A 19,443-nucleotide genomic window follows, 5' to 3' on the forward strand; every position below is an offset into this window, starting at 1 on the left:
AAAAATGGAGCGGGTGAAGGGAATCGAACCCTCGTCACTTGCTTGGGAAGCAAAAGCTCTACCATTGAGCTACACCCGCAACGCCGCCGGGATTAGCGGCTGATCCGGGGAAGGTCAACGACCTCCCGCAGCCCCGCCAAAAAGCTCCCCGCATGGGTTCTTCTCCCCAAGCCCCTCAAAAATATGCGTTAGTTAATAGAGCGATATGGGCTGAGTGACATATTGACGGTTCACCAGCGGAACGATGAACCGTTCGGGGTGTTTGTCAGTTTTCAGAAGATACAATAACTTAATGGGGAACTTATGAACACGGCGGCGCCGGAGGACTCTGGAAACCGCTTCGAATTGCTTGTCCAGAGCGTTACTGATTACGCGATCTACATGCTCTCAACCAATGGCACGATCGTTAGTTGGAACGCAGGAGCGCGCCGGTTCAAGGGATATGAGGCCGAAGAGATTGTCGGCCAACATTTCTCCCGCTTCTACACCCCGGAAGATCAGGCGGCGGGCATCCCTGCCCTTGCGCTCGAAACAGCAGAGCACGAAGGGCGGTTCGAAGCCGAAGGATGGCGCGTGCGCAAGGATGGCGGGCGCTTTTGGGCAAGCGTCGTCATCGACCCGATCCGCGATTCCGCAGGAAAGTTGATCGGCTTTGCCAAGGTGACGCGCGACCTGACGGAACGGCGCGCGGCCGATGAGGCGCTACGGGCGAGCGAGGAGCGTTTCCGCCTGCTTGTGGAAAGCGTCACGGACTATGCGATTTATATGCTCGACCCGGTGGGCACCATCACAAGCTGGAACGCGGGCGCAGAGCGATTCAAGGGATACACCGCAGACGAGATACTCGGCCAGAATTTCTCCCGCTTCTATTCAGATGAAGACCGTATGGCCGGGATACCCTCCCGCGCTCTGGAAACAGCGACCCGAGAAGGGCGGTTTGAAGCCGAAGGATGGCGCATTCGCAAGGACGGCTCGCGCTTCTGGGCCAATGTCGTCATCGACGCCATTCGCAACCCCATGGGCCACCTCATAGGCTTTGCCAAGATCACGCGCGATCTGACCGAGCGGCGGGAAACTCAACTGGCACTGGAAGAAGCGCGCGAAGCCATTTTTCAGTCGCAGAAAATGGACGCGATCGGCAAGCTGACGGGCGGGGTCGCTCATGATTTCAACAACCTGCTCGCTGTCATCATGGGAAGCCTGGACCTTGCAAGGCAGCGGCTGCAAACCGGAGCCGACATCTCGCGCTATATCGACAATGCGATGACGGCGGCCGATCGCGGGGCCATCTTGACCCAGCGCATGCTGGCCTTTGCCCGGCGTCAGGAGTTGAAACTGGCCAGCATCGATTGCATCGCCCTAGTACGAAACATGGCCGGGCTGCTGAAATCGACCTTGGGCTCGACCGTCACGATCGAGACCCGTTTCCCCCTATCCCTCAGCGCCGCGCATGCTGACCCGGCGCAGCTGGAACTGGCGCTGCTAAACCTTGCTGTAAACGCTCGCGATGCGATGCCGGGCGGCGGCCGGATCATTGTCGAAGGTGCCGAGGCTTATCTTACGGCGGAACAACGGCCTGATTTGCCCTGTGGTCATTATGTCCGTCTTTCGGTCATCGACGAAGGGGAAGGCATGGATGAACATACCCTCGCCCGGGCTCGTGAGCCGTTCTTCACCACCAAAGGCGTAGGCAAGGGCACTGGCCTCGGCCTTTCCATGGTCCACGGCTTTGCCGAGCAGTGCGGCGGGTCGCTGATCATCTCAAGCGAGCCGGGACAGGGCTCGACTGTCTCGCTCTGGCTTCCAGTGGCCGCTGATGAGATTGACGCGGAAGAGGACGAGCGCCAAAGCCCGACCATCGTTGAGCCCACAGATCAACCGCTCGTCATATTGGCAGTCGATGACGATGACTTGGTTCTCACAAACACGGCGGGCATGCTCGAGGAATTGGGACATACCGTGTTTCAGGCAGGGTCCGGAGCGGATGCTCTACGGATGTTAACCGAGGGTGACGTTGATCTTGTCATCACCGACCACGCAATGCCCCATATGACGGGAGCGCAACTGGCAGATGCCCTGACTGAAAGCCATCCCGACCTGCCCGTCATCATCATCACGGGATATGCCGAACTGCCCCCTGGCGCCACAAAACGGCTGAGGCTCGACAAGCCATTCAAACAGGCCGATCTGGCACGCATGGTGGCCTTGGCTCATCATGATCGGGCCGCTGACCGGGTAATTCCGTTTGGGCGATCAGAAGGCTTTTGATCGACCCAATCATTTCTTCAGCGTCTCCCACTTTGGTACGCTAAGGGCGGGCACCCCGCTCACTATCACCATCTATTTTCTCAAAAATGCTGCTATAATGATTAAGTTATGATGCTGGCCGTCCAGAACCGCGGAGTGCGCCCGAGGACATGAATATCACCCCCAATTTTGCCAGTCCGCTTGGCGAATGTCCGGACAACGTCGCCACCCTAAGCCCGACATCCCATTTCTTCACTTCACTGCGTACTCGCCTGCATTATGTCGATTGGGGAAACCGCTCCGCTCCCACATTGATCCTGGTGCATGGCGCCCTGGATCATGCGCGCAGCTGGGATTGGACCGCGCGAGCACTCGCGCGTGACTTCCATGTCGTGGCGCCTGATCTTCGGGGCCATGGCGACAGCGCCTGGTCTACCGAGGGCACCTATTTGATGGCGGACTTCGTCTACGACCTCGCCCAGCTTGTGGAGCAGGTGGGGCGGGACAAGGTTGTGCTGGTGGGCCATTCGTTGGGCGGATCTATCGCCTTGCGCTATGCGGGGCTCTTCCCGGAGCGCGTCGACCGTCTGGTCGCGATCGAGGGGCTGGGCCTTTCCCCGGAGAGGCTTAAGGACAAGGCAGCCCATCCCGCACCCGATCGCTGGCGCGAATGGATCGAGCAGCGCCGCGCGAGCGCTCGCAAGCAGCCGCGTCACTATCCGACGCTCGAGGCGGCAGTCGCGCGCATGCGAGAACGGAACGACCACCTGTCAGGAGAACAAGCGCTGCATCTGACGGTTCATGGCGTGAACCAAAATGAAGATGGCAGCTATGATTGGAAGTTCGATCCCTATCTTCGTCAAACGCCGCCGCAAGACATGGTTGGGGATGATCTACCGCAGTTCTGGTCGCGAGTTCACTGCCCAGTACTCCTTTGCTTGGGTCTGGACAGTTGGGCATCGAATCCGGTGAATGACGGCAGGGCAGCGCACTTCCGTGATGCGCGACTGGTAGAATTTGGCGAAGCCGGACACTGGCTGCACCACGACCAGTTTGACGTATTCCTTGCAGAACTACGCGCCTTCCTTTGATTGGAAGGATGCAATGGCATCAAGATACTGCGCCTTCAATTGCTCTATGAAAGAAGCGGCGGGCTGAATTTTATCGACCGCGCCTATGCCTTGGCCCGCCCCCCAAATGTCGCGCCAGGCCTTTTTCTCATCCTCGGCCATGGCGGCGATATCCATGTCGGCGGCATTCGCCAGCTTGTCGGGGTCCAATCCGGCTGCCGTAATGCTCGGTCTCAGATAATTGCCATGAACGCCCGTGAAGTGATCCGAATAGACGATGTCGGCCGCGCTGCTATCTACGATCATCTGCTTATATTCGGGGTCAGCGTTCGCTTCTTCAGTCGCGATGAAGGCAGAGCCCATATAAGCCAGATCAGCCCCCATCATACGGGCAGCCGCAATCGCTCGGCCGGTTGCGATCGCACCTGACAGGATCAAAGGGCCGTCAAACCATGCGCGGATTTCTTCCACCAGCGCGAACGGCGACAATGTGCCAGCATGGCCCCCGGCCCCCGCAGCAACCGCAATCAGGCCATCTGCTCCCTTTTCGATCGCCTTCCTGGCGAACATATTGTTGATGACGTCGTGGAGCACAAGCCCGCCATAACTGTGGACCGCGTCGTTGACGTCGGGGCGAGCGCCCAGCGAGGTAATCACGATCGGGACACGATATTTGACGCAGAGAGCAAGGTCCTCTTCCAACCGGGCATTCGTCTTGTGAACGATAAGGTTGACCGCGAAAGGCGCGTCATCCTCAGTCAGTTCCCGGTGGAGAAGTTGAAGCCACTCTTCGAACACGCCTGAAGGCCGTGCGTTGAGCGAAGGGAACGAGCCCACGATGCCAGCGCGACATTGAGCGATTACAAGCGCGGGCCGAGAAACGATAAACATCGGAGACGCTATCAGCGGCAGGGATAGACGATCTTCAAGCAGCTTCGGCAAAGTCATCAATCGGCCTTATTCGTGGTTGGCTCTGGAACCTTTATCGGCGGCCACCTTTGGTCTTCGCGATATCGGACACTCGCAATCAGAAACAGCGCTAATCCCGCACAATCTTAAGCAATCTGCGCTCAACGGGCGCGAGAATGCCCTGAAGTTCAGCACCTCGTTTTAGGATGCCCCCGGCCTCCCCGATCAGCGCCCACATTCCTTGCCGGTGACGGAGCGAAGGTCGCTTCTCGATGCGATATTCCGGGCGTTCGGCGGCTCGGCGAAAGGCAGAGAAAACAGCTGCGTCATGGCCAAGATCAATCGCATAGTCACGCCAATGCCCAGCCGACACCATCCGGCCGTAAAGGTCCATGATGCGCTGCAATTCCAATCGGTCGAACCCCGTCTGCCCCGCCAGATTAGCTGGAGATGGGAACGGGGTCACATTGCTCATCAGGCGCGACCACGCTCCTGGAACAAGGGGATATCATCATCACGGGGTTCATGAGCCCCTTCCTGCCGCTGCTCCAGCAGCTCTGCCAGACGCTTCTGCAACTGCTCGATTTCTTGCTGAAGCTGTTCCAGCTTATATTTTTCCGGATCATGGCAATCGCTACAAGGCGTGCCATAGGGCAGGAACTCGCGCTGATAAGCGGTGACATCGACAACCATTTGCCGAGCCGGAATACCGACCATGGTTGCGCCATCGGGCACATTTTTCGTGACCACTGCGTTAGCGCCCACGCGCGCACGCGCACCGACATATACAGGGCCAAGCACCTGAGCGCCCGATCCAACGATAACTCCATCGGCCAAGGTCGGGTGCCGCTTGCCTGCAATGCCGTTCGCGGGATCGGTGCCGCCAAGTGTCACATTCTGATAAAGAGTGACATCGTCACCGATTTCAGCCGTTTCACCAATTACCGTGAAGCCATGGTCAATGAAGAACCGCTTGCCGATGCGTGCACCGGGATGGATGTCGTTGCCGGTGAGAAAGCGGGAAAAATGATTGACCGCGCGCGCCATGAAATAGAGCCGAAGGCCGTAGAGCCTGTGCGCAACGCGATGAAACCCAAGAGCCCACACCCCCGGATACAGGAGGATTTCAGCCCGCGAGCGCGGAGCCGGGTCACGCGATTTGACCGAGTCCAAATAACCAATAAGATTGCGCAGCATGCAGCGGCCCCTGAAAACCGAAGGCTATTACATAGGCCTGCGACAATCCATTTTCCAGATGTGTGGCTATTTCGGCTTCTGACCATAAAACAGAATGTTTCTTGGAGAGCTATGATATACCAAGCAATGCGGTAGACAATCAACAGGGGCCTTTGAATGACCGATCCCGTTCTCGCTCATATCAGCGAACTTCTACCCTTTATCCTGATCGGTTTCGGAGCCCAAATGATCGATGGGGCTTTGGGAATGGCGTACGGCGTGATTTCCAGCACCCTGCTTCTTGCATTGGGCGTGCCGCCCAGCCGGGCATCCGCCAGCGTACACGCCGCGGAAACTTTCACGACCGCTGTCTCGGCCATAAGCCACATCGCCCACCGGAACGTGGATTGGCGGCTATTTTCACGCCTCATCATTCCCGGCGTCATTGGCGGCGTGACAGGAGCCTACATTCTTTCGAACATTGATGGATCAGTGATCAAGCCCTTCGTTCAACTCTATCTGACCGCAATTGGCGTTTATCTGATCTGGCGCGGCTTTCATCTGCCACCTCATCCACGAGACCCGAAGTGGGTGGCGCCGCTTGGCCTCGTCGGCGGTTTCATGGACGCCTCGGGCGGCGGCGGCTGGGGGCCGATCGTCACCTCGAACCTCCTAATCCAAGGCTCCAGTCCTCGTCATACGATCGGCACGGTCAACACCGTCGAGTTCGTGCTGACGCTGGCGATCAGCCTCACCTTCATGCTCCATCTGGGCTGGGAGGCTTTCACGACCTACACCGTCGGTCTGTTGCTCGGAGGCATAATAGCGGCACCCTTTGGCGCAATGCTTGCCCGTCACGTCGCACCTCGCATGCTGTTCACAGCGGTTGGTACAATCCTGACGCTCACATCCCTGTTCGGCGTAGCCAAATGGCTTGGATATATCGGCTGACGCTCTTATCTTCGGCTTTCTAATCGAGAAAGGCGATCGATGTCGAGTTACATGCCCACGCTGAAACAGCTGCAATATCTTGTTGCACTGAAGCAGCACGGGCATTTCGGCAAGGCAGCCGACAGCTGCTATGTCACGCAATCAACGCTTTCGGCGGGTATCCGCGAACTGGAATCGCTGATCGGCGTGACGCTGGTTGAACGGACGCGAAGGGTGGTGCGCTTCACGGCTCTGGGGGACCGTATCGTGGAGAAAGCGCATCGCGTTCTGCGCGAAGCGGAGGAACTTGCGGCTATCGCCGAAGCCTCGGGCAAGCCACTCACCGGCGAGTTGCGCATGAGCGTCATCCCGACGATCGCGCCTTTCCTGCTGCCTCGCCTGCTCCCCCGCCTGAGAGCGGACAGGCCCGAACTCAAGCTTTACCTTCGGGAGGAGACGACGCAGACGGCGATCGAGTCACTTCGTCACGGCAACGTGGACTGCGTCCTCCTTGCCCTGCCCTTTCCCACCGGCGAGTTGGACAGCGAACTGCTGTTCCAGGACCGGCTATATGTCGCATTCCCTCAAGACGATCCCCGCGACCCGCCCGAGTGGGTGGCGCCTGACATGATCGATGAGACAAAGCTGCTTCTGCTGGAAGACGGGCACTGCCTGAAGGATCATGCGCTCGCGGCATGCAACCGTCCGGAAATCCGTTCGAGTGCAATGATGATGGGCACATCCTTGCATACGCTGGTTCAGATGGTCGATAATGGCCTCGGTATGACGATCATGCCGGAAATGGCCATTACGGGCGGTATATTGGATCACACTCAGATCGCTGTACGGCCTCTGCGATCCGACCGGTCGCACCGTGACATTGCTTTGGTCTGGCGCAAGAATAGTCCGAGGGAAAAGGAATTCCGCCTGCTCGCCGAGCTTCTGCGCGATGCTGCCGATTTGCCGCAATCCAGCGAAGCCGCCTAATCTTCAGCGGGTCCAATCGCGCGCCTTCGCCTCATCCTCAACGCGCGCCTCCACCCAGGCGGTCGCCCCATCGGCAAAATGCTCCTTCTTCCAGAAGGGCGCATCAGACTTCAGCCAGTCGATCAGAAAGGCGCTACTCTCCAGCGCGGCCGCCCTATGTCGCGATGCCGTGCCGACAAAAACGATATGCTCCCCTGGCTTGAGCCGTCCAAAGCGATGGATGACGCGCACGGCCAAAAGCGGCCAACGTGCGGTCGCTTCGTCGACTATTCGCTCGACCTGAGAGGCCGTCATCGCTGGATAATGCTGAAGCTCGAGCGAAACCAGCGCGTTGTCGCCGCGCACGATCCCCGTGAAACTGGCAACAGCGCCGCCTCCGGCGGCTTCCAGCCTAGCCAGCTCGGCGCCCACGTCGAAATCCTCAATCTGGATGGCAACACGCTTCATCCGCCAGTGACCGGCGGAAAGATCGCGAGTTCTTTCGCCTTTCCGATCAATGTGTCGAGTGGCACAAAGCGCTGATCCAACGCCGCGCGCAGCCGCCCCGTATCACCCAAAGCTTCAGCATAGCAGCCTCCCCGTTCCGCAAGCTGCGCGATCAAATTTGCGACACTCATATCGGCGGCGGGCCGGTCGACCTGTTCACCATCGCAGCCGATGATTTCTCGGACCCAGGCGAAATAGAGGATTTCAAGTTTATCCACGCATCAGTCCATATGCTTGATACCGACCCGCAGATAGTCCCAACCGGTGATCAAAGTCAGAATAGCGGCGGCCCAGAGGGTCACGATGCCCAGCAACTGAACCAAGGGGAATGCAGGCACCGCCCCCGCCAGGATCAGGGCTCCGAGAGCTATCAGCTGAAAAGTGGTTTTCCACTTGGCCAGGCGGGACACCGGCACCGAAACCTGAAGACCCGCCAGAAATTCACGCAGCCCCGACACGGCGATTTCGCGCAACAGAATGATCATGGCGGCAGCGATGTGAATACCCGCGATGTCCCGAGTGGCGGCCAACATCAGGATGACTGCGCCAACCATGATCTTGTCGGCGATGGGATCCAGAAAGACGCCAAGTTTCGAAACGGTCCCTTGGGCTCGCGCCAAATAGCCGTCGAAATAGTCCGTGATGCCCATCAAGCAATAAAGCCCGAAGGCAAAGGCATAGCCCGTCGTCCAGCGAGCACCGACCTCTGCGGGCCAGAGCAACGCGACAAGCAGCGGGACGGTCAATATCCGCGAAAGCGTCAGCAGATTGGGGAGCGTCAGCATGGCGGCGGACTGCCACAGTCCGCCGCGTTGCACAAGCAGCCGTGATGACGGGCATGATCACTTCTCATTCGGATGCGTTGGACAGCCGACGCGGCAGCCGCTAGACCCCGCTCCGCTCGTCCACAGCGAAGAAGACCTTCTTGCCTATGCAAGCCTCCCTCAGGCTCCTTAACAAGCGACGTTTCCTGCCGCTTTTCATCACTCAACTGCTCGGGGCCTTCAACGACAACCTGTTCAAAAATGCGATGGTGCTGTTCGTCGTGTACAGCGTCTATAATGACGAACGGTCGGAAACCTGGTTCAGCGCGTTGGCGACGGGCATATTCATCCTGCCATTTTTCCTTCTGTCCGCACTGTCAGGCCAACTCGCCGATCAGCGGGACAAGGCCGTCATCATACGCTATGTAAAGGCGGCCGAGATCGCCATTATGCTGATTGGCGCCATGGGCCTGGGGCTGATCTGGAGCGGCATAGCGATCCATGGCGTGGCCATTCCGCTGTTGCTCTGCGCACTCTTTGCGATGGGCGTCCATTCCACCTTCTTCGGCCCGATCAAATACGCCATCCTGCCTCAGCACCTGCATGACGACGAAGTGCTTGGCGGCACCGGTCTGGTAGAGGCCGGAACTTATATTGCCATCCTTGCCGGAACGATCCTGGCGGGCCTCATTCCCGTGGAGGTCGCAGCCATCGGCATCGTCCTGACAGCAGCGATCGGCTATGTGGCGGGCCGGGAAGTGCCGCCCGCGCCTTCATTGCTTGAACGGCAGCCGATCGACTTCCACATCATCCGGTCGTCGATCGCGCTGGTGCGGGGTACAATGCATATCCGGCGCCTCTATCTGGCCATCATGGCAATCAGCGTGTTCTGGGCCGTCGGCTCAATCCTGTTCATCCAGTTCCCGCCGCTCGTTAAAAATGTGCTTGCAGCGGATAAGTCGGTGGCCAGCCTGTTCCTCGCGATTTTTTCCGTGGGTATCGCGATTGGGTCGATCGCGATCAACCGGCTGCTGCAGGGACATGTGTCGGCGCGTTACGCACCCGCATCCGTCATTGGCATGGGTCTCTGCATCGTAGCGTTTCACATTGTGTGCGATCTATGGACACCCGACGAAAGCGGCGCGATGCTTTCGCTCAAGGGCTTTCTTGCCCATCCTCTGGCGCTAGCATTATCGGCATGCCTGCTTGGTGTGGCGACATTCGGCGGCATGTTCGTGGTCCCGCTTTATGCATTCCTTACGACGACGGTCGAAAAGTGCGAAGCTGCCCGCACCGTAGCCGCAAACAACATCGTCAATTCAGGGGCCATGGTTCTGGGATCATTTTTTGCGATTGGCCTCAGCATCGCAGGCATGTCTGTGATCGACCAGCTTTTGCTAGTGGCGGCATTATGCCTCCCCTGCGCCTGGATCGCATGGACGCTTCACAAAGCCTGCGACTGAGGACCCCCGAATCAGAAGATGAAGCTGTAGAAAGCCGTAAAAAATGCGCAGAAGCTGAGAACAAACAGCTTCCAGTCACTCTCATCCGAGGCAGGGGCCGAAGCGTCCTTCACCTTCAGGACATGACGAGGCAGCCGCTGACGAAAGGGATGACGGGCAGCTTCGTTCGTAAGGATAAGCGGACGCGTTCGCATAGCATCGAGTTAACGCCTGATTCACCATTTCGGCCACCCATTATCGTGGTTAACCCGAGAGTGTCCCGCGACAGGACGCTATTGACTGTATCAATCTGACAATACAGCATGCTGGAGCCAATGAAAGATCCCCTCCCCGCGCCTCAGCCCGATCAGCCACCCCGCGAGTTCGGAGCAGGGCCACCCAGCGCCTTCGTTCCATCCACACCATGGCGAAGGCGGCTGCATGTCACGGGATGGATCGTCGCTGGACTGCTCGCACTGCTGATGCTCGTGATCGCCTGGCTGGCAGTCACCGCGCCGCTTTCACGGTCGTTGAAGCCAATCGCGCCGCCTAGCGTCAGCCTCATGTCCGCCGACGGTCATCTCATCGCCCGTCGCGGCGCGATAATCGATCGCCCCGTTTCGATGGCAGATCTGCCCAAACATGTGCCTCAAGCTTTCATGGCGATCGAAGACAGGCGCTTTTACAGCCACTGGGGCGTCGATCCGCGAGGAATAATACGAGCCGCCTGGCACAATCTATGGTCGGACGGGTCATCGCAGGGAGGGAGCACCATCACCCAGCAGCTTGCCAAGGGTGTGTTCCTTTCCAGCGACCGAACTTTCGGACGAAAAGCGCGGGAGGCGCTGATTGCCTTCTGGCTGGAAGCATGGCTGACCAAGGATCAGATTTTCGAACGTTATCTGTCGAACGTCTATTTCGGCGACAATGTCTACGGATTGCGCGCGGCTTCGCTGCACTATTTCAGCCGCCAGCCCGAACGGCTCACTATTCCGCAGGCCGCGATGCTCGCGGGATTGCTCAAGGCGCCCTCTCGCCTCGCGCCGACCACGAACCTGAAAGGAGCACGGGAGCGCGCCGCCCTGGTGACGCAGGCTATGGTGGACGCTGGCTATATCAGCAAGGCCGAACGCAACGGGCTGCGCCCAGCGCGGCTGGACGTGCGCGAAACGCCCGATCCGACGACCGGCACCTATTTCGCCGACTGGGTACTGCCCGAGGCGCGTGACCGCGCGGGCGCGGTTTATGGGGCGCAGACTGTTCCAACCACGCTCGACTGGCGGGTCCAGCGCCTGGCCGAAGCCGCAATTCGCCGAGCGCCTCTGGGTCGAGCCGAAGCAGCTCTGGTGGCGATGAAGCCCGACGGCAGCGTTGTAGCCATGGTCGGCGGCAAAAATTATCGCGCGAGCAGCTTCAACCGGGCCGTGCAGGCAAAGCGGCAGCCCGGATCGACCTTCAAGCTGTTCGTATATCTGGCAGCATTCCGATCCGGGATGACACCAGAGGATTTCATCGAGGACACGCCGATCACCAGCGGGACCTATCGGCCCGCCAACCACGGCGGTAAATATCGCGGGCGCATCACCTTGCGTCAGGCATTCGCGGCGTCGAGCAACGTGGCGGCAGTCAGATTGACACAAAAGGTGGGCGTCGATGCTGTCATAAAGGTGGCGCGCGACCTGGGCATCACGGCACCGCTGACAGAAGATCTCAGCCTTGCGTTGGGCACGTCCGAAATTCCCCTCATCCAGCTCGCGCAGGCTTATGCCACCGTAGCTGCGGGTGCCTATCCCGTCATCGCCCACGGCCTGCCTCCCGAAGAACAGGGGTGGTTCGGCCGCCTGATGAGCCGTCAGCGTCACTTCAGCCAGGATCAGCTTGAGATGATCCGCGATCTGTTGTCGTCGGCCGCAAACCGGGGAACGGGCAGCGCAGCGGCACTTCGCACCAGCACATTCGGTAAGACGGGAACCACCCAAGACAGCCGTGACGCGATCTTCGTCGGTTATGCCGGTGGGCTGGTGACGGCCGTCTGGATCGGCAATGATGATAACTCCCCGCTTCCAGGCGGCGCGGCAGGTGGCGGTGTGCCTGCGCGCATCTGGCGGAACTTCATGGCCGATGCGATCAACGAACCTGTCGAAACACCCCCCGAACAACAGGATAGCGACCTAGTCAACGCGATCGCGAATGTGACAGTGGAAGGAGGCCTGGGCAATATGAGCCTGGGTGTCGATGAGGACGGAGTGTCGGTCAACATAGGCCCCAACCAACTGCGCCTGCCCATCGGCCAGCCGGAAGCGCCACCCTTCCCCGCCGTCCCCGCTACGCCGCCGCCGCGGATCGTGCCGACACAGCCGACCGATGAAGGCCAGGAACCTTGACGTGATCGACGCCTGAACTCGGCTGGCGGCATGCCAAGCTGCGAATAATCTACCGATGATGTCTGCGGCCTTTCTCAGGCGCCCTAGCTGTCCTAAAGGGGAAGCATGAGCGCCCCCCTCTACAACAAGGACATATTGCGCCTAGCCGCCGGTATCCCGCATCATCGGCGACTGGCACAACCGCAGGCGACCGTAGAAAAACGATCGCCCACTTGCGGATCGCGAGTGACAGCAGATGTAAGAATGGAAGGTGGAAAGCTGGTCGAGCTAGGTCTGGACGTCAAAGCCTGCGCACTCGGCCAGGCTTCGGCTGCGCTTATGTCGGCTCAAGCAATTGGCCTGACAGCAGCCGAACTCGAGACCGCTCGTGACAAGCTGACCGCCTATCTCGCTGGCGAAGGCGATGATCTGAATTTCTGGCCGGGGTTAACCGTCCTCGCTCCCGCCCGTGGATATCCGGCGCGTCACGCCTCCATCCGGCTGAGCTTCGAAGCGGTAGCGGAAGCCGCACGCGCGGCGGAGGCCTGATGCCTACTCCCCCTGCTGCGGCGGCGCACGCGCCCCTTAACGCAACCGACCTCCTGCTGTCCGAAGGCGTAATCCTGCTGGGGGCGGCGGTGCTGTTCGTCATGCTGTTTCGCCGTTTCGGCCTTGGTGCGGTACTGGGCTATCTGGTTGCCGGTGCGTTGGTCGGCCCGCAAGGTCTTGGCCTTGTAGGCGGAGCGGAATCGAAGCTGGCGATTGCCGAAATCGGCATTGTCCTGTTGCTTTTCCTCGTCGGCCTTGAACTGCATCCGGCGCGGCTCTGGCGATTGAAGCGAGACATCTTCGCCCTCGGCCTTGCCCAAGTGGTGATGTGCGGTTTGGCTTTGACCGCGATCATCTATTTTTCGACCGGCTTCACCTGGGGCGCCGCTATTGCGCTCGGCCTCCCCTTGGCACTGTCTTCCACGGCACAGGTTCTGCCCAGCCTTAAAAGCAGTGGACGCATCAACTCTCCTTTTGGTGAGAAAGTCTTTTCAATCCTACTTTTTCAGGATTTGTCGATCGTCCCGCTGATCACCATTGTGGCGGCATTGTCACGCAACCCTGCAGACGTTGGAGGCCCTCCCGGCATCCAGCTTGCGGGCTATACGGTTGCTGCCATCGCCGGACTGGTACTGGCTGGTCGTTTCATCCTTCGCCCTCTGCTTCAGCTAGTGGGACGGTTGGGCGAGCGTGAATTGTTCGTGGCAGTCGGCTTGTTCACGGTTCTTGCCGCTGCTGCCCTCATGCATGCGCTTCACCTGTCCACCGCGCTGGGCGCATTCGTCGCAGGCGTGATGCTGGCCGACTCCCCCTACCGGCATGAAATAGAAGCGGATGTAGAACCATTCCGGTCGATCCTGCTGGGCCTGTTCTTCCTCGCGGTCGGGATGGTGCTGGACCTGCATGCCGTCGCGGCAAACCCCCTATTCGTCATCGGCATGGCAGCGATGCTCGTCGTGACAAAGGCGTTGCTGATCACCGGCCTTGCCCGGCTATTCGGCATGGAATGGACCCAAGCGATCGGTGCGGGCCTGTTGCTCAGCCAGGGCGGCGAATTCGGCTTTGTTCTTTTCGCCCAGGCGCAAAACGCCCTTTTGATAGCTCCTCAAGGCGCGAGCCTGTTCAGCGCGATTGTGACCTTTTCCATGGCCACGACGCCATTTCTCATGCTTTTTGCCCGAAGGTTGGAGTTCGCCCAGCCGAAAGGTCAACGAAATCCCGCTGGCCCGGACGAGGCAACGCGCGGAACTGCGATCATCGTGGGCTATGGGCGTTTCGGACAAACTGTCGCCCAGATGCTGATGGGGCACGGGTTCGAGGTCGTGCTGATCGACAAGAAGCCCGCCCAGATCGAGGTGTCGAGCCGGTTCGACATGAAGGTCTATTATGGCGACGGCACGCGAATCGATTTGCTCCGCCGCTCCGGAGCCGAAGAAGCCCGCTTGATCGCGTTCTGCCATGACGATCCGTCGCTGGACAGCCGTGTGCTGGAACCTATTGCCGAGGCATTCCCGCAGGCAGCCCTGCTTGTCCGCGCCTTCGACCGGAGGCAGTTGCTCGCGTTGAAGGATATGGATCTTGCAGGGATTGTCCGCGAGGTTTTCGAATCCGCCATTTGCATGGGGATCCAGGCGATGGACACGCTGGGCGTGCCACAGGCGGAAATAGAAGAGGTTGAACGCAAATATCGCGAAAATGATGATCAGCGGCTGACGGTCCAGGGGGAGCAAGGAACGTTGCTGGCCGCCAAGGAGCTGATGTTCAGGCCCGGCAGGCGGATGCGCCTGATGGCTCGGGGTGAAGAAGAGGAAAACGCATGATCCCGGTCCTGGCCTCGCTTTCAGCAGCGCTCGCCATCGCTGCTGGCGCTTTCGGTGCCCATGGCGCATCCAGCCATGAAGCGGCCGAATGGTTGCGAACTGGCGGCTTATACCAGTTGATCCACGCGGTTGCCGCGCTGACGCTGGCCAATGGCGCACGCGGCCCGGCGTCGCTGCTTCTGGTGGGCGCCGCGATCTTTGCATTCACCCTCTATGCCATGGCCATGGGAGGTCCGCGTTGGCTGGGCGCCGTGACGCCTATTGGTGGCACGTTGATGATTGCGGGGTGGTTGTGGACGGCTTGGGCCTATTGGCGCGGCTGACAGGCCGCCCTTGCCCCCAAACCCGCCCACGCATAGATTGACCCATATGGCCGAACACCATCATCATCACGAACCAACCGGCGCAAGCCTGGCCGACGCAGCCCGCAACGCGCTGGAAGCTCAGAACGAGCAGTGGACGCCCATGCGTGCTGCGATATTCGATGCGCTCGCTGCCGAAGAAAAGCCGACGTCGGCCTATGATATTGCCGACAGCGTTTCGAAGGTTCGGGGAAAGCGCGTGGCACCGAACAGCGTCTATCGTATCCTCGACCTGTTCGTGGCGAACAACATCGCCATGCGCGTGGAAAGCGCGAATGCCTATATCGCCAACGCCCATCCGGGCTGCCATCACGATTGCATCTTCCTCGTCTGCCGTAACTGCAAGGAAGCAACGCATATCGATAATGACGTCGTGACGAGCGACGTTCGCGCCGTGGCGGAACATCAAGGATTCCGGGCAGAACGGCCCGTGATCGAGATACTCGGAACCTGCGCCAAGTGCGTGGCGTGAAGCAGGCGTTGCGCTTTGATCAGGAACGGCCTAGCGCGCTTGGGAGTCTATGCCTTTAATGAATGACAGTCCCACAACGCCGCTGCTCGACCAGGTCACCTGGCCCGCAGATCTGCGCACGCTCAAGCCCGAGCAACTGCCTCAGCTTGCCGATGAACTCCGGCAGGAAGTGATTTCTGCCGTCGGGGTGACTGGCGGCCACCTGGGATCAGGGCTGGGAGTGGTCGAACTGACGACCGCTATCCATTATGTTTTCGACACTCCCAATGACAAGCTGGTCTGGGATGTCGGCCACCAATGCTATCCGCATAAGGTGCTGACCGGTCGGCGCGACCGCATCCGAACCCTTCGCCAGGGCGGCGGCCTTTCGGGCTTCACCAAACGGGCCGAGAGCGAATATGACCCCTTCGGCGCCGCTCATAGTTCGACATCCATCAGCGCGGCACTGGGTTTTGCCGTTGCCAGCAAGCTCGCAGGGAAGCCGGGCAAGGGCATAGCAGTGATCGGCGATGGCGCCATGTCGGCGGGCATGGCGTATGAGGCCATGAACAACGCGCGCGAGGCCGGAAACAGGCTGATCGTGATCCTGAACGACAATGACATGTCGATCGCACCTCCGGTGGGCGGCCTTTCCGCCTACCTCGCTCGCCTGGTATCGAGCCGCGAATTTCTCGGCCTGCGCGACCTTGCCAAACGGCTCGCACGCAAATTGCCCCGCCCTCTCCACAATGCCGCCCGCAAAACCGATGAGTTTGCTCGCGGCATGGCGATGGGTGGCACCCTGTTCGAGGAACTCGGCTTCTACTATGTCGGCCCTGTCGACGGCCATAATCTCGATCAGCTGATACCCGTTCTGGAAAATGTCCGCGATGCCGCTGAAGGGCCGTGCCTCGTTCATGTCGTGACCCAGAAAGGCAAAGGCTACGCTCCAGCGGAAGCAGCAGCAGACAAATATCATGGCGTCCAAAAGTTCGACGTCATCACCGGGGCGCAGGCAAAGGCACCTCCGGGGCCGCCCAGCTATACTGCGGTGTTTGCCAACGCCTTGGTCGCCGAAGCCCGGCGCGACAGCACTATCTGCGCGATTACCGCCGCCATGCCGTCGGGCACGGGTCTCGACAAGTTCGCGGAGGCCTTCCCTGAACGCTCGTTCGACGTCGGAATTGCCGAACAGCATGCGGTGACCTTCGCCGCCGGGCTTGCGGCGCAAGGCATGCGGCCTTTCTGCGCGATCTATTCGACCTTTCTCCAGCGCGCCTATGATCAGGTCGTGCATGATGTCGCGATCCAGAATCTCCCGGTGCGCTTTGCCATCGATCGGGCCGGGCTGGTGGGTGCAGACGGTTCGACTCATGCGGGCAGCTTCGACATCACCTACCTCGCCACGCTTCCCAATATGGTCGTCATGGCGGCTTCCGACGAAGCAGAGCTGGTGCATATGGTCCACACCTGCGCCGTTCATGACAGCGGGCCGATCGCCGTCCGTTATCCACGTGGCAATGGCGTGGGCGTGCCGTTACCGGCGGCGCCCGAGAAGCTGGAGATCGGCAAGGGACGAATCGTCCGGGACGGCCGACAGGTCGCCATATTGTCGCTCGGCACCCGTCTGGAGGAAGCGCTGCGCGCCGCTGAAGCGCTGGAAGCGAAGGGCCTGTCCACCACTGTAGCGGATTTGCGCTTCGCCAAGCCATTGGACGAAACGATGATCCGTCGCCTGCTCACCACGCACGAAGTTGCCGTGACGATCGAAGAAGGCGCCATCGGGGGCTTGGGCGCCCATGTGCTGACGCTGGCGAGTGATCTGGGGCTGATCGACAATGGCTTGAAGCTGCGAACCCTGCGCCTGCCGGATGTTTTCCAGGACCAGGACAAGCCAGAACTACAATATGCAGACGCGCGGCTCGATGCCGCGGCGATCATCGACACCGTACTGACGGCGTTACGGCATAACAGCGCCGGGATAGCGACAGAAGCCCGGGCATAAAGCAACCAAATGGTTGCATATCTGCAAGCAAAGCGCCTATAAGCAACCCGGAGGTTGCTTATATGGTGGATTCAATCAGGAAACACATCGAAATCGCCGCGCCCGTGGAGCGAGTTTGGGATGCGCTGATCGACCATGAAAAGTTCGGCGCCTGGTTCCAGGTAGCTCTGGACCAGCCTTTTGTCGCGGGTCAGGCGTCGACAGGGCATATGACCTATCCCGGTTTTGAAGAATATCGCTGGGAAGCACGGGTCGTTGCAATCGAGCCCATGAGGCGCTTCGCCTTTGAATGGCCTGCGACTGGCGATGACAAGCAGTTGATGGACAGCGGCGTACCAGTGCCGGAATGGACATTGGTTGAGTTTCTGCTTGAACCCGCTGGCAGCGGCACGTTGCTGACGGTCACGGAAAGCGGGTTTGACAAGGTGCCTGAGCCGCGCAGGGGCAATGTCATGCGCTCCAACGACGGTGGTTGGGCAGAGCAGGTGAAGAATATCCAAAAATATGTCGAAGGTTGAAGAAGCACCTGCGCAGCTGTTTGCCGCACTGGGTGATGCCACACGCTTAGGGTTGATTGGGCGGCTTTCCGATGGGGCGGAACGATCGATCGCGCAACTAGGTGAGGGCCTGCCAATCAGCCGTCAAGCGGTCGCGAAGCATCTCGACGTCCTGCTGGGCGCGGGACTGGTGCGCCGCACGCGATCCGGGCGTGAGGTGCTTTTTACTCTGGAACCTGAGGCGATCGAGGACGCGCGGGATTGGCTTGCTCAAGTCTCAAGTCAGTGGGACGAGACCCTGGGCAGGCTCAAGAACTACGTCGAGAGCCAGCCCTAGTTCGTACTACCTTACTGCTGCGGGATCGCGGCGCGGGCATCCTGCCCATCACCTTCCGGCGCGGCGATGATTTCGCGGGTCGCGGCGCCCTTGTCGACGACTTCCGTGCCCGGATCGCCCACGGAGGAGCGGATACCGGCCGCAGCATTGGCACGGCCTGCTTCGCTCAACGCCGCGCTTTCAGCCGCGCTACGCTGAGCAGGACCGCCGAACATGGTTTCCATGGCAGCACGGCTCGAATCGACCGACGCAGCGGCGGGCGTACCCGGCGCAGGCGGGACCAGCGCATAGTCCGGCGGGATCACCAGCGGCGCCTGACGCGAGACGGCGAACTCATCGGGGCGAGCCCGGTTAAACAGGCCGCCGCCGCCACCGCAGGCGGACAGCATGGAAATCAAGCCAGCGGCGAGGATCAGTTTACGCATCAGTTCAGTGACTCCGTCTTTGCGCTCTTCTCGCGCAGCAGCAACGCCCGTGCAAGCAGGATCAGCACGCCGATCGTGATCGCGGCATCGGCCAGGTTGAATATGAGGAAAGGCCGCCATTCGCCAAAGTGCAGATCGGCATAATCGACGACATAGCCAAGGCGAACACGATCAACGATATTTCCAATGGCGCCGCCAAGGACCAATCCAAGGGCAGCCACATCCTGTCGGGCCTTTTCCCGCCACATCCACACGCCGACAAAGCCGGCGATCAGCATCGTCATGCCAACGAGGACCCAGCGCATCATGTCCGTGTCGGCATGGAAGAATCCCATCGAAACACCGCGATTCTCCAGCCAGCGCAGGCGGAAGATCGGCAGGATCTCGATCCCCTCATCCATGCGGCTTTTCAGCGCGAGCGGATAGGTGACAGTGTATTTGATCAATTGATCGAGTGCGAGCGTGACGATCGCGACGATCAGGCCGAGCGGCCGGTGATTGACTGGTGCCATCAGCAGTGCGCGTAGCAGAATTTAGGTAACAAACGTGACACGAGAGATCCCCAGATAAGCGCCATTTTCTTCCTGTTATCTACAACCGCAGGACGCGTTGCGCCTATAGCG

At 59.9% G+C, this 19,443-nt stretch carries 22 protein-coding genes and 1 tRNA gene; 13 read left to right on the forward strand and 10 right to left on the reverse strand.

Annotation, left to right across the window (positions count from 1 at the left end; translation table 11 throughout):
* Positions 1–5: 5 nt before the first annotated feature.
* Positions 6–79: transfer RNA gene (locus ACZ5U1_RS05720), tRNA-Gly, on the reverse strand.
* 224 nt (positions 80–303) lie between these two features.
* Between ACZ5U1_RS05720 and ACZ5U1_RS05725 the strand changes: the two genes are divergently transcribed.
* Entirely contained in the window at positions 304–2,268 is a 1,965-nt protein-coding gene (locus tag ACZ5U1_RS05725) for a hybrid sensor histidine kinase/response regulator (protein WP_464779748.1), read from the forward strand.
* A 149-nt stretch (positions 2,269–2,417) separates the two neighbouring features.
* Positions 2,418–3,338 (forward strand): alpha/beta fold hydrolase, encoded by a 921-nt coding sequence (locus tag ACZ5U1_RS05730; protein ID WP_464779749.1) that lies wholly within the window; start codon positions 2,418–2,420, stop codon positions 3,336–3,338.
* Here the strand turns inward: ACZ5U1_RS05730 and ACZ5U1_RS05735 are convergent.
* The 3 genes from ACZ5U1_RS05735 to epsC all read right to left on the reverse strand — a co-directional run bounded on the left by ACZ5U1_RS05735 (position 3,321) and on the right by epsC (position 5,423).
* Entirely contained in the window at positions 3,321–4,265 is a 945-nt protein-coding gene (locus ACZ5U1_RS05735) for an NAD(P)H-dependent flavin oxidoreductase (RefSeq protein WP_464779750.1), read from the reverse strand. The two genes, ACZ5U1_RS05730 and ACZ5U1_RS05735, sit on opposite strands and share 18 nt — an antisense overlap.
* A gap of 91 nt (positions 4,266–4,356) precedes the next feature.
* Complete coding sequence (locus ACZ5U1_RS05740; RefSeq protein ID WP_464779751.1) at positions 4,357–4,701, reverse strand: DUF2794 domain-containing protein; 345 nt, start codon at positions 4,699–4,701, stop codon at positions 4,357–4,359.
* The gene (gene epsC / locus ACZ5U1_RS05745; protein ID WP_464779752.1) at positions 4,701–5,423 is read right to left on the reverse strand and encodes a serine O-acetyltransferase EpsC; all 723 of its coding nucleotides are present in this window, start codon (positions 5,421–5,423) and stop codon (positions 4,701–4,703) included. Before epsC ends, ACZ5U1_RS05740 begins: the two co-directional genes overlap by 1 nt.
* 156 nt (positions 5,424–5,579) lie before the next feature.
* On the opposite strand from epsC, the gene ACZ5U1_RS05750 reads away from it, so the two are divergent.
* Positions 5,580–6,353, forward strand: a complete 774-nt coding sequence (locus ACZ5U1_RS05750; RefSeq protein ID WP_464779753.1) for a sulfite exporter TauE/SafE family protein — start codon at positions 5,580–5,582, stop codon at positions 6,351–6,353.
* Between the two features lie 39 nt (positions 6,354–6,392).
* On the forward strand, positions 6,393–7,319 hold the full coding sequence (locus ACZ5U1_RS05755; protein WP_464779754.1) for a hydrogen peroxide-inducible genes activator: 927 nt from the start codon (positions 6,393–6,395) through the stop codon (positions 7,317–7,319).
* Between the two features lie 3 nt (positions 7,320–7,322).
* On the opposite strand, the gene ACZ5U1_RS05760 is transcribed toward ACZ5U1_RS05755, so the two are convergent.
* Genes ACZ5U1_RS05760 through pgsA form a run of 3 tightly spaced genes read right to left on the reverse strand, consistent with a single transcriptional unit; the run spans position 7,323 to position 8,590 of the window.
* Positions 7,323–7,766 carry a molybdenum cofactor biosynthesis protein MoaE gene (locus tag ACZ5U1_RS05760; RefSeq protein WP_464779755.1) on the reverse strand — a complete coding sequence of 148 codons (444 nt, stop codon included), beginning with the start codon at positions 7,764–7,766 and terminating at the stop codon, positions 7,323–7,325.
* The gene (locus ACZ5U1_RS05765; RefSeq protein ID WP_464779756.1) at positions 7,763–8,023 is read right to left on the reverse strand and encodes a MoaD/ThiS family protein; all 261 of its coding nucleotides are present in this window, start codon (positions 8,021–8,023) and stop codon (positions 7,763–7,765) included. Before ACZ5U1_RS05765 ends, ACZ5U1_RS05760 begins: the two co-directional genes overlap by 4 nt.
* 3 nt (positions 8,024–8,026) lie before the next feature.
* Complete coding sequence (gene pgsA, locus ACZ5U1_RS05770) at positions 8,027–8,590, reverse strand: CDP-diacylglycerol--glycerol-3-phosphate 3-phosphatidyltransferase (protein ID WP_460987868.1); 564 nt, start codon at positions 8,588–8,590, stop codon at positions 8,027–8,029.
* 146 nt (positions 8,591–8,736) lie between these two features.
* Here pgsA and ACZ5U1_RS05775 point away from each other — a divergent pair, with 146 nt between their 5' ends.
* Complete coding sequence (locus ACZ5U1_RS05775) at positions 8,737–10,032, forward strand: MFS transporter (RefSeq protein ID WP_464779757.1); 1,296 nt, start codon at positions 8,737–8,739, stop codon at positions 10,030–10,032.
* A gap of 11 nt (positions 10,033–10,043) precedes the next feature.
* Here the strand turns inward: ACZ5U1_RS05775 and ACZ5U1_RS05780 are convergent, their stop codons facing one another.
* A complete protein-coding gene (locus ACZ5U1_RS05780; RefSeq protein ID WP_464779758.1) occupies positions 10,044–10,226 on the reverse strand; it encodes a hypothetical protein in 183 nt (60 codons plus the stop codon).
* 108 nt (positions 10,227–10,334) lie between these two features.
* On the opposite strand from ACZ5U1_RS05780, the gene ACZ5U1_RS05785 reads away from it, so the two are divergent.
* The 8 genes from ACZ5U1_RS05785 to ACZ5U1_RS05820 all read left to right on the forward strand — a co-directional run bounded on the left by ACZ5U1_RS05785 (position 10,335) and on the right by ACZ5U1_RS05820 (position 18,395).
* On the forward strand, positions 10,335–12,395 hold the full coding sequence (locus tag ACZ5U1_RS05785) for a transglycosylase domain-containing protein (RefSeq protein WP_464779759.1): 2,061 nt from the start codon (positions 10,335–10,337) through the stop codon (positions 12,393–12,395).
* Positions 12,396–12,500: 105 nt separating this feature from the next.
* Complete coding sequence (locus tag ACZ5U1_RS05790) at positions 12,501–12,923, forward strand: iron-sulfur cluster assembly scaffold protein (protein ID WP_464779760.1); 423 nt, start codon at positions 12,501–12,503, stop codon at positions 12,921–12,923.
* A complete protein-coding gene (locus tag ACZ5U1_RS05795) occupies positions 12,923–14,743 on the forward strand; it encodes a cation:proton antiporter domain-containing protein (RefSeq protein WP_464779761.1) in 1,821 nt (606 codons plus the stop codon). The genes ACZ5U1_RS05790 and ACZ5U1_RS05795 overlap by 1 nt, the downstream gene beginning before the upstream one ends.
* Positions 14,740–15,066 (forward strand): DUF423 domain-containing protein, encoded by a 327-nt coding sequence (locus tag ACZ5U1_RS05800; RefSeq protein WP_464779762.1) that lies wholly within the window; start codon positions 14,740–14,742, stop codon positions 15,064–15,066. Before ACZ5U1_RS05795 ends, ACZ5U1_RS05800 begins: the two co-directional genes overlap by 4 nt.
* Positions 15,067–15,112: 46 nt before the next feature.
* Positions 15,113–15,577, forward strand: a complete 465-nt coding sequence (locus tag ACZ5U1_RS05805; protein WP_464779763.1) for a Fur family transcriptional regulator — start codon at positions 15,113–15,115, stop codon at positions 15,575–15,577.
* Positions 15,578–15,626: 49 nt separating this feature from the next.
* Positions 15,627–17,561: a 1-deoxy-D-xylulose-5-phosphate synthase gene (gene dxs / locus ACZ5U1_RS05810; protein WP_464779764.1), complete on the forward strand. Its 1,935-nt coding sequence runs from the start codon at positions 15,627–15,629 to the stop codon at positions 17,559–17,561.
* A gap of 62 nt (positions 17,562–17,623) precedes the next feature.
* On the forward strand, positions 17,624–18,079 hold the full coding sequence (locus tag ACZ5U1_RS05815; RefSeq protein WP_464779765.1) for an SRPBCC family protein: 456 nt from the start codon (positions 17,624–17,626) through the stop codon (positions 18,077–18,079).
* The gene (locus ACZ5U1_RS05820) at positions 18,066–18,395 is read left to right on the forward strand and encodes an ArsR/SmtB family transcription factor (RefSeq protein ID WP_464779766.1); all 330 of its coding nucleotides are present in this window, start codon (positions 18,066–18,068) and stop codon (positions 18,393–18,395) included. Before ACZ5U1_RS05815 ends, ACZ5U1_RS05820 begins: the two co-directional genes overlap by 14 nt.
* A gap of 11 nt (positions 18,396–18,406) precedes the next feature.
* Here the strand turns inward: ACZ5U1_RS05820 and ACZ5U1_RS05825 are convergent, their stop codons facing one another.
* Both ACZ5U1_RS05825 and lspA read right to left on the reverse strand, forming a co-directional pair.
* Positions 18,407–18,820, reverse strand: a complete 414-nt coding sequence (locus ACZ5U1_RS05825; RefSeq protein ID WP_196226372.1) for a DUF3035 domain-containing protein — start codon at positions 18,818–18,820, stop codon at positions 18,407–18,409.
* On the reverse strand, positions 18,820–19,332 hold the full coding sequence (gene lspA, locus ACZ5U1_RS05830) for a signal peptidase II (protein WP_464779767.1): 513 nt from the start codon (positions 19,330–19,332) through the stop codon (positions 18,820–18,822). The genes ACZ5U1_RS05825 and lspA overlap by 1 nt, the downstream gene beginning before the upstream one ends.
* Between the last annotated feature and the right edge of the window lie 111 nt (positions 19,333–19,443).

The organism is Sphingobium sp. TomTYG72 (genome assembly GCF_055394715.1).

Coding starts and splice junctions, on each gene's coding strand:
- ACZ5U1_RS05725 (WP_464779748.1), top strand. CDS start 304: ATGAACACGGCGGCGCCGGAGGACTCTGGAAACCGCTTCGAATTGCTT.
- ACZ5U1_RS05730 (WP_464779749.1), top strand. CDS start 2,418: ATGAATATCACCCCCAATTTTGCCAGTCCGCTTGGCGAATGTCCGGAC.
- ACZ5U1_RS05735 (WP_464779750.1), bottom strand. CDS start 4,265: ATGACTTTGCCGAAGCTGCTTGAAGATCGTCTATCCCTGCCGCTGATA.
- ACZ5U1_RS05740 (WP_464779751.1), bottom strand. CDS start 4,701: ATGAGCAATGTGACCCCGTTCCCATCTCCAGCTAATCTGGCGGGGCAG.
- epsC (WP_464779752.1), bottom strand. CDS start 5,423: ATGCTGCGCAATCTTATTGGTTATTTGGACTCGGTCAAATCGCGTGAC.
- ACZ5U1_RS05750 (WP_464779753.1), top strand. CDS start 5,580: ATGACCGATCCCGTTCTCGCTCATATCAGCGAACTTCTACCCTTTATC.
- ACZ5U1_RS05755 (WP_464779754.1), top strand. CDS start 6,393: ATGTCGAGTTACATGCCCACGCTGAAACAGCTGCAATATCTTGTTGCA.
- ACZ5U1_RS05760 (WP_464779755.1), bottom strand. CDS start 7,766: ATGAAGCGTGTTGCCATCCAGATTGAGGATTTCGACGTGGGCGCCGAG.
- pgsA (WP_460987868.1), bottom strand. CDS start 8,590: ATGCTGACGCTCCCCAATCTGCTGACGCTTTCGCGGATATTGACCGTC.
- ACZ5U1_RS05775 (WP_464779757.1), top strand. CDS start 8,737: ATGCAAGCCTCCCTCAGGCTCCTTAACAAGCGACGTTTCCTGCCGCTT.
- ACZ5U1_RS05780 (WP_464779758.1), bottom strand. CDS start 10,226: ATGCGAACGCGTCCGCTTATCCTTACGAACGAAGCTGCCCGTCATCCC.
- ACZ5U1_RS05785 (WP_464779759.1), top strand. CDS start 10,335: ATGCTGGAGCCAATGAAAGATCCCCTCCCCGCGCCTCAGCCCGATCAG.
- ACZ5U1_RS05790 (WP_464779760.1), top strand. CDS start 12,501: ATGAGCGCCCCCCTCTACAACAAGGACATATTGCGCCTAGCCGCCGGT.
- ACZ5U1_RS05795 (WP_464779761.1), top strand. CDS start 12,923: ATGCCTACTCCCCCTGCTGCGGCGGCGCACGCGCCCCTTAACGCAACC.
- ACZ5U1_RS05800 (WP_464779762.1), top strand. CDS start 14,740: ATGATCCCGGTCCTGGCCTCGCTTTCAGCAGCGCTCGCCATCGCTGCT.
- ACZ5U1_RS05805 (WP_464779763.1), top strand. CDS start 15,113: ATGGCCGAACACCATCATCATCACGAACCAACCGGCGCAAGCCTGGCC.
- dxs (WP_464779764.1), top strand. CDS start 15,627: ATGCCTTTAATGAATGACAGTCCCACAACGCCGCTGCTCGACCAGGTC.
- ACZ5U1_RS05815 (WP_464779765.1), top strand. CDS start 17,624: ATGGTGGATTCAATCAGGAAACACATCGAAATCGCCGCGCCCGTGGAG.
- ACZ5U1_RS05820 (WP_464779766.1), top strand. CDS start 18,066: ATGTCGAAGGTTGAAGAAGCACCTGCGCAGCTGTTTGCCGCACTGGGT.
- ACZ5U1_RS05825 (WP_196226372.1), bottom strand. CDS start 18,820: ATGCGTAAACTGATCCTCGCCGCTGGCTTGATTTCCATGCTGTCCGCC.
- lspA (WP_464779767.1), bottom strand. CDS start 19,332: ATGGCACCAGTCAATCACCGGCCGCTCGGCCTGATCGTCGCGATCGTC.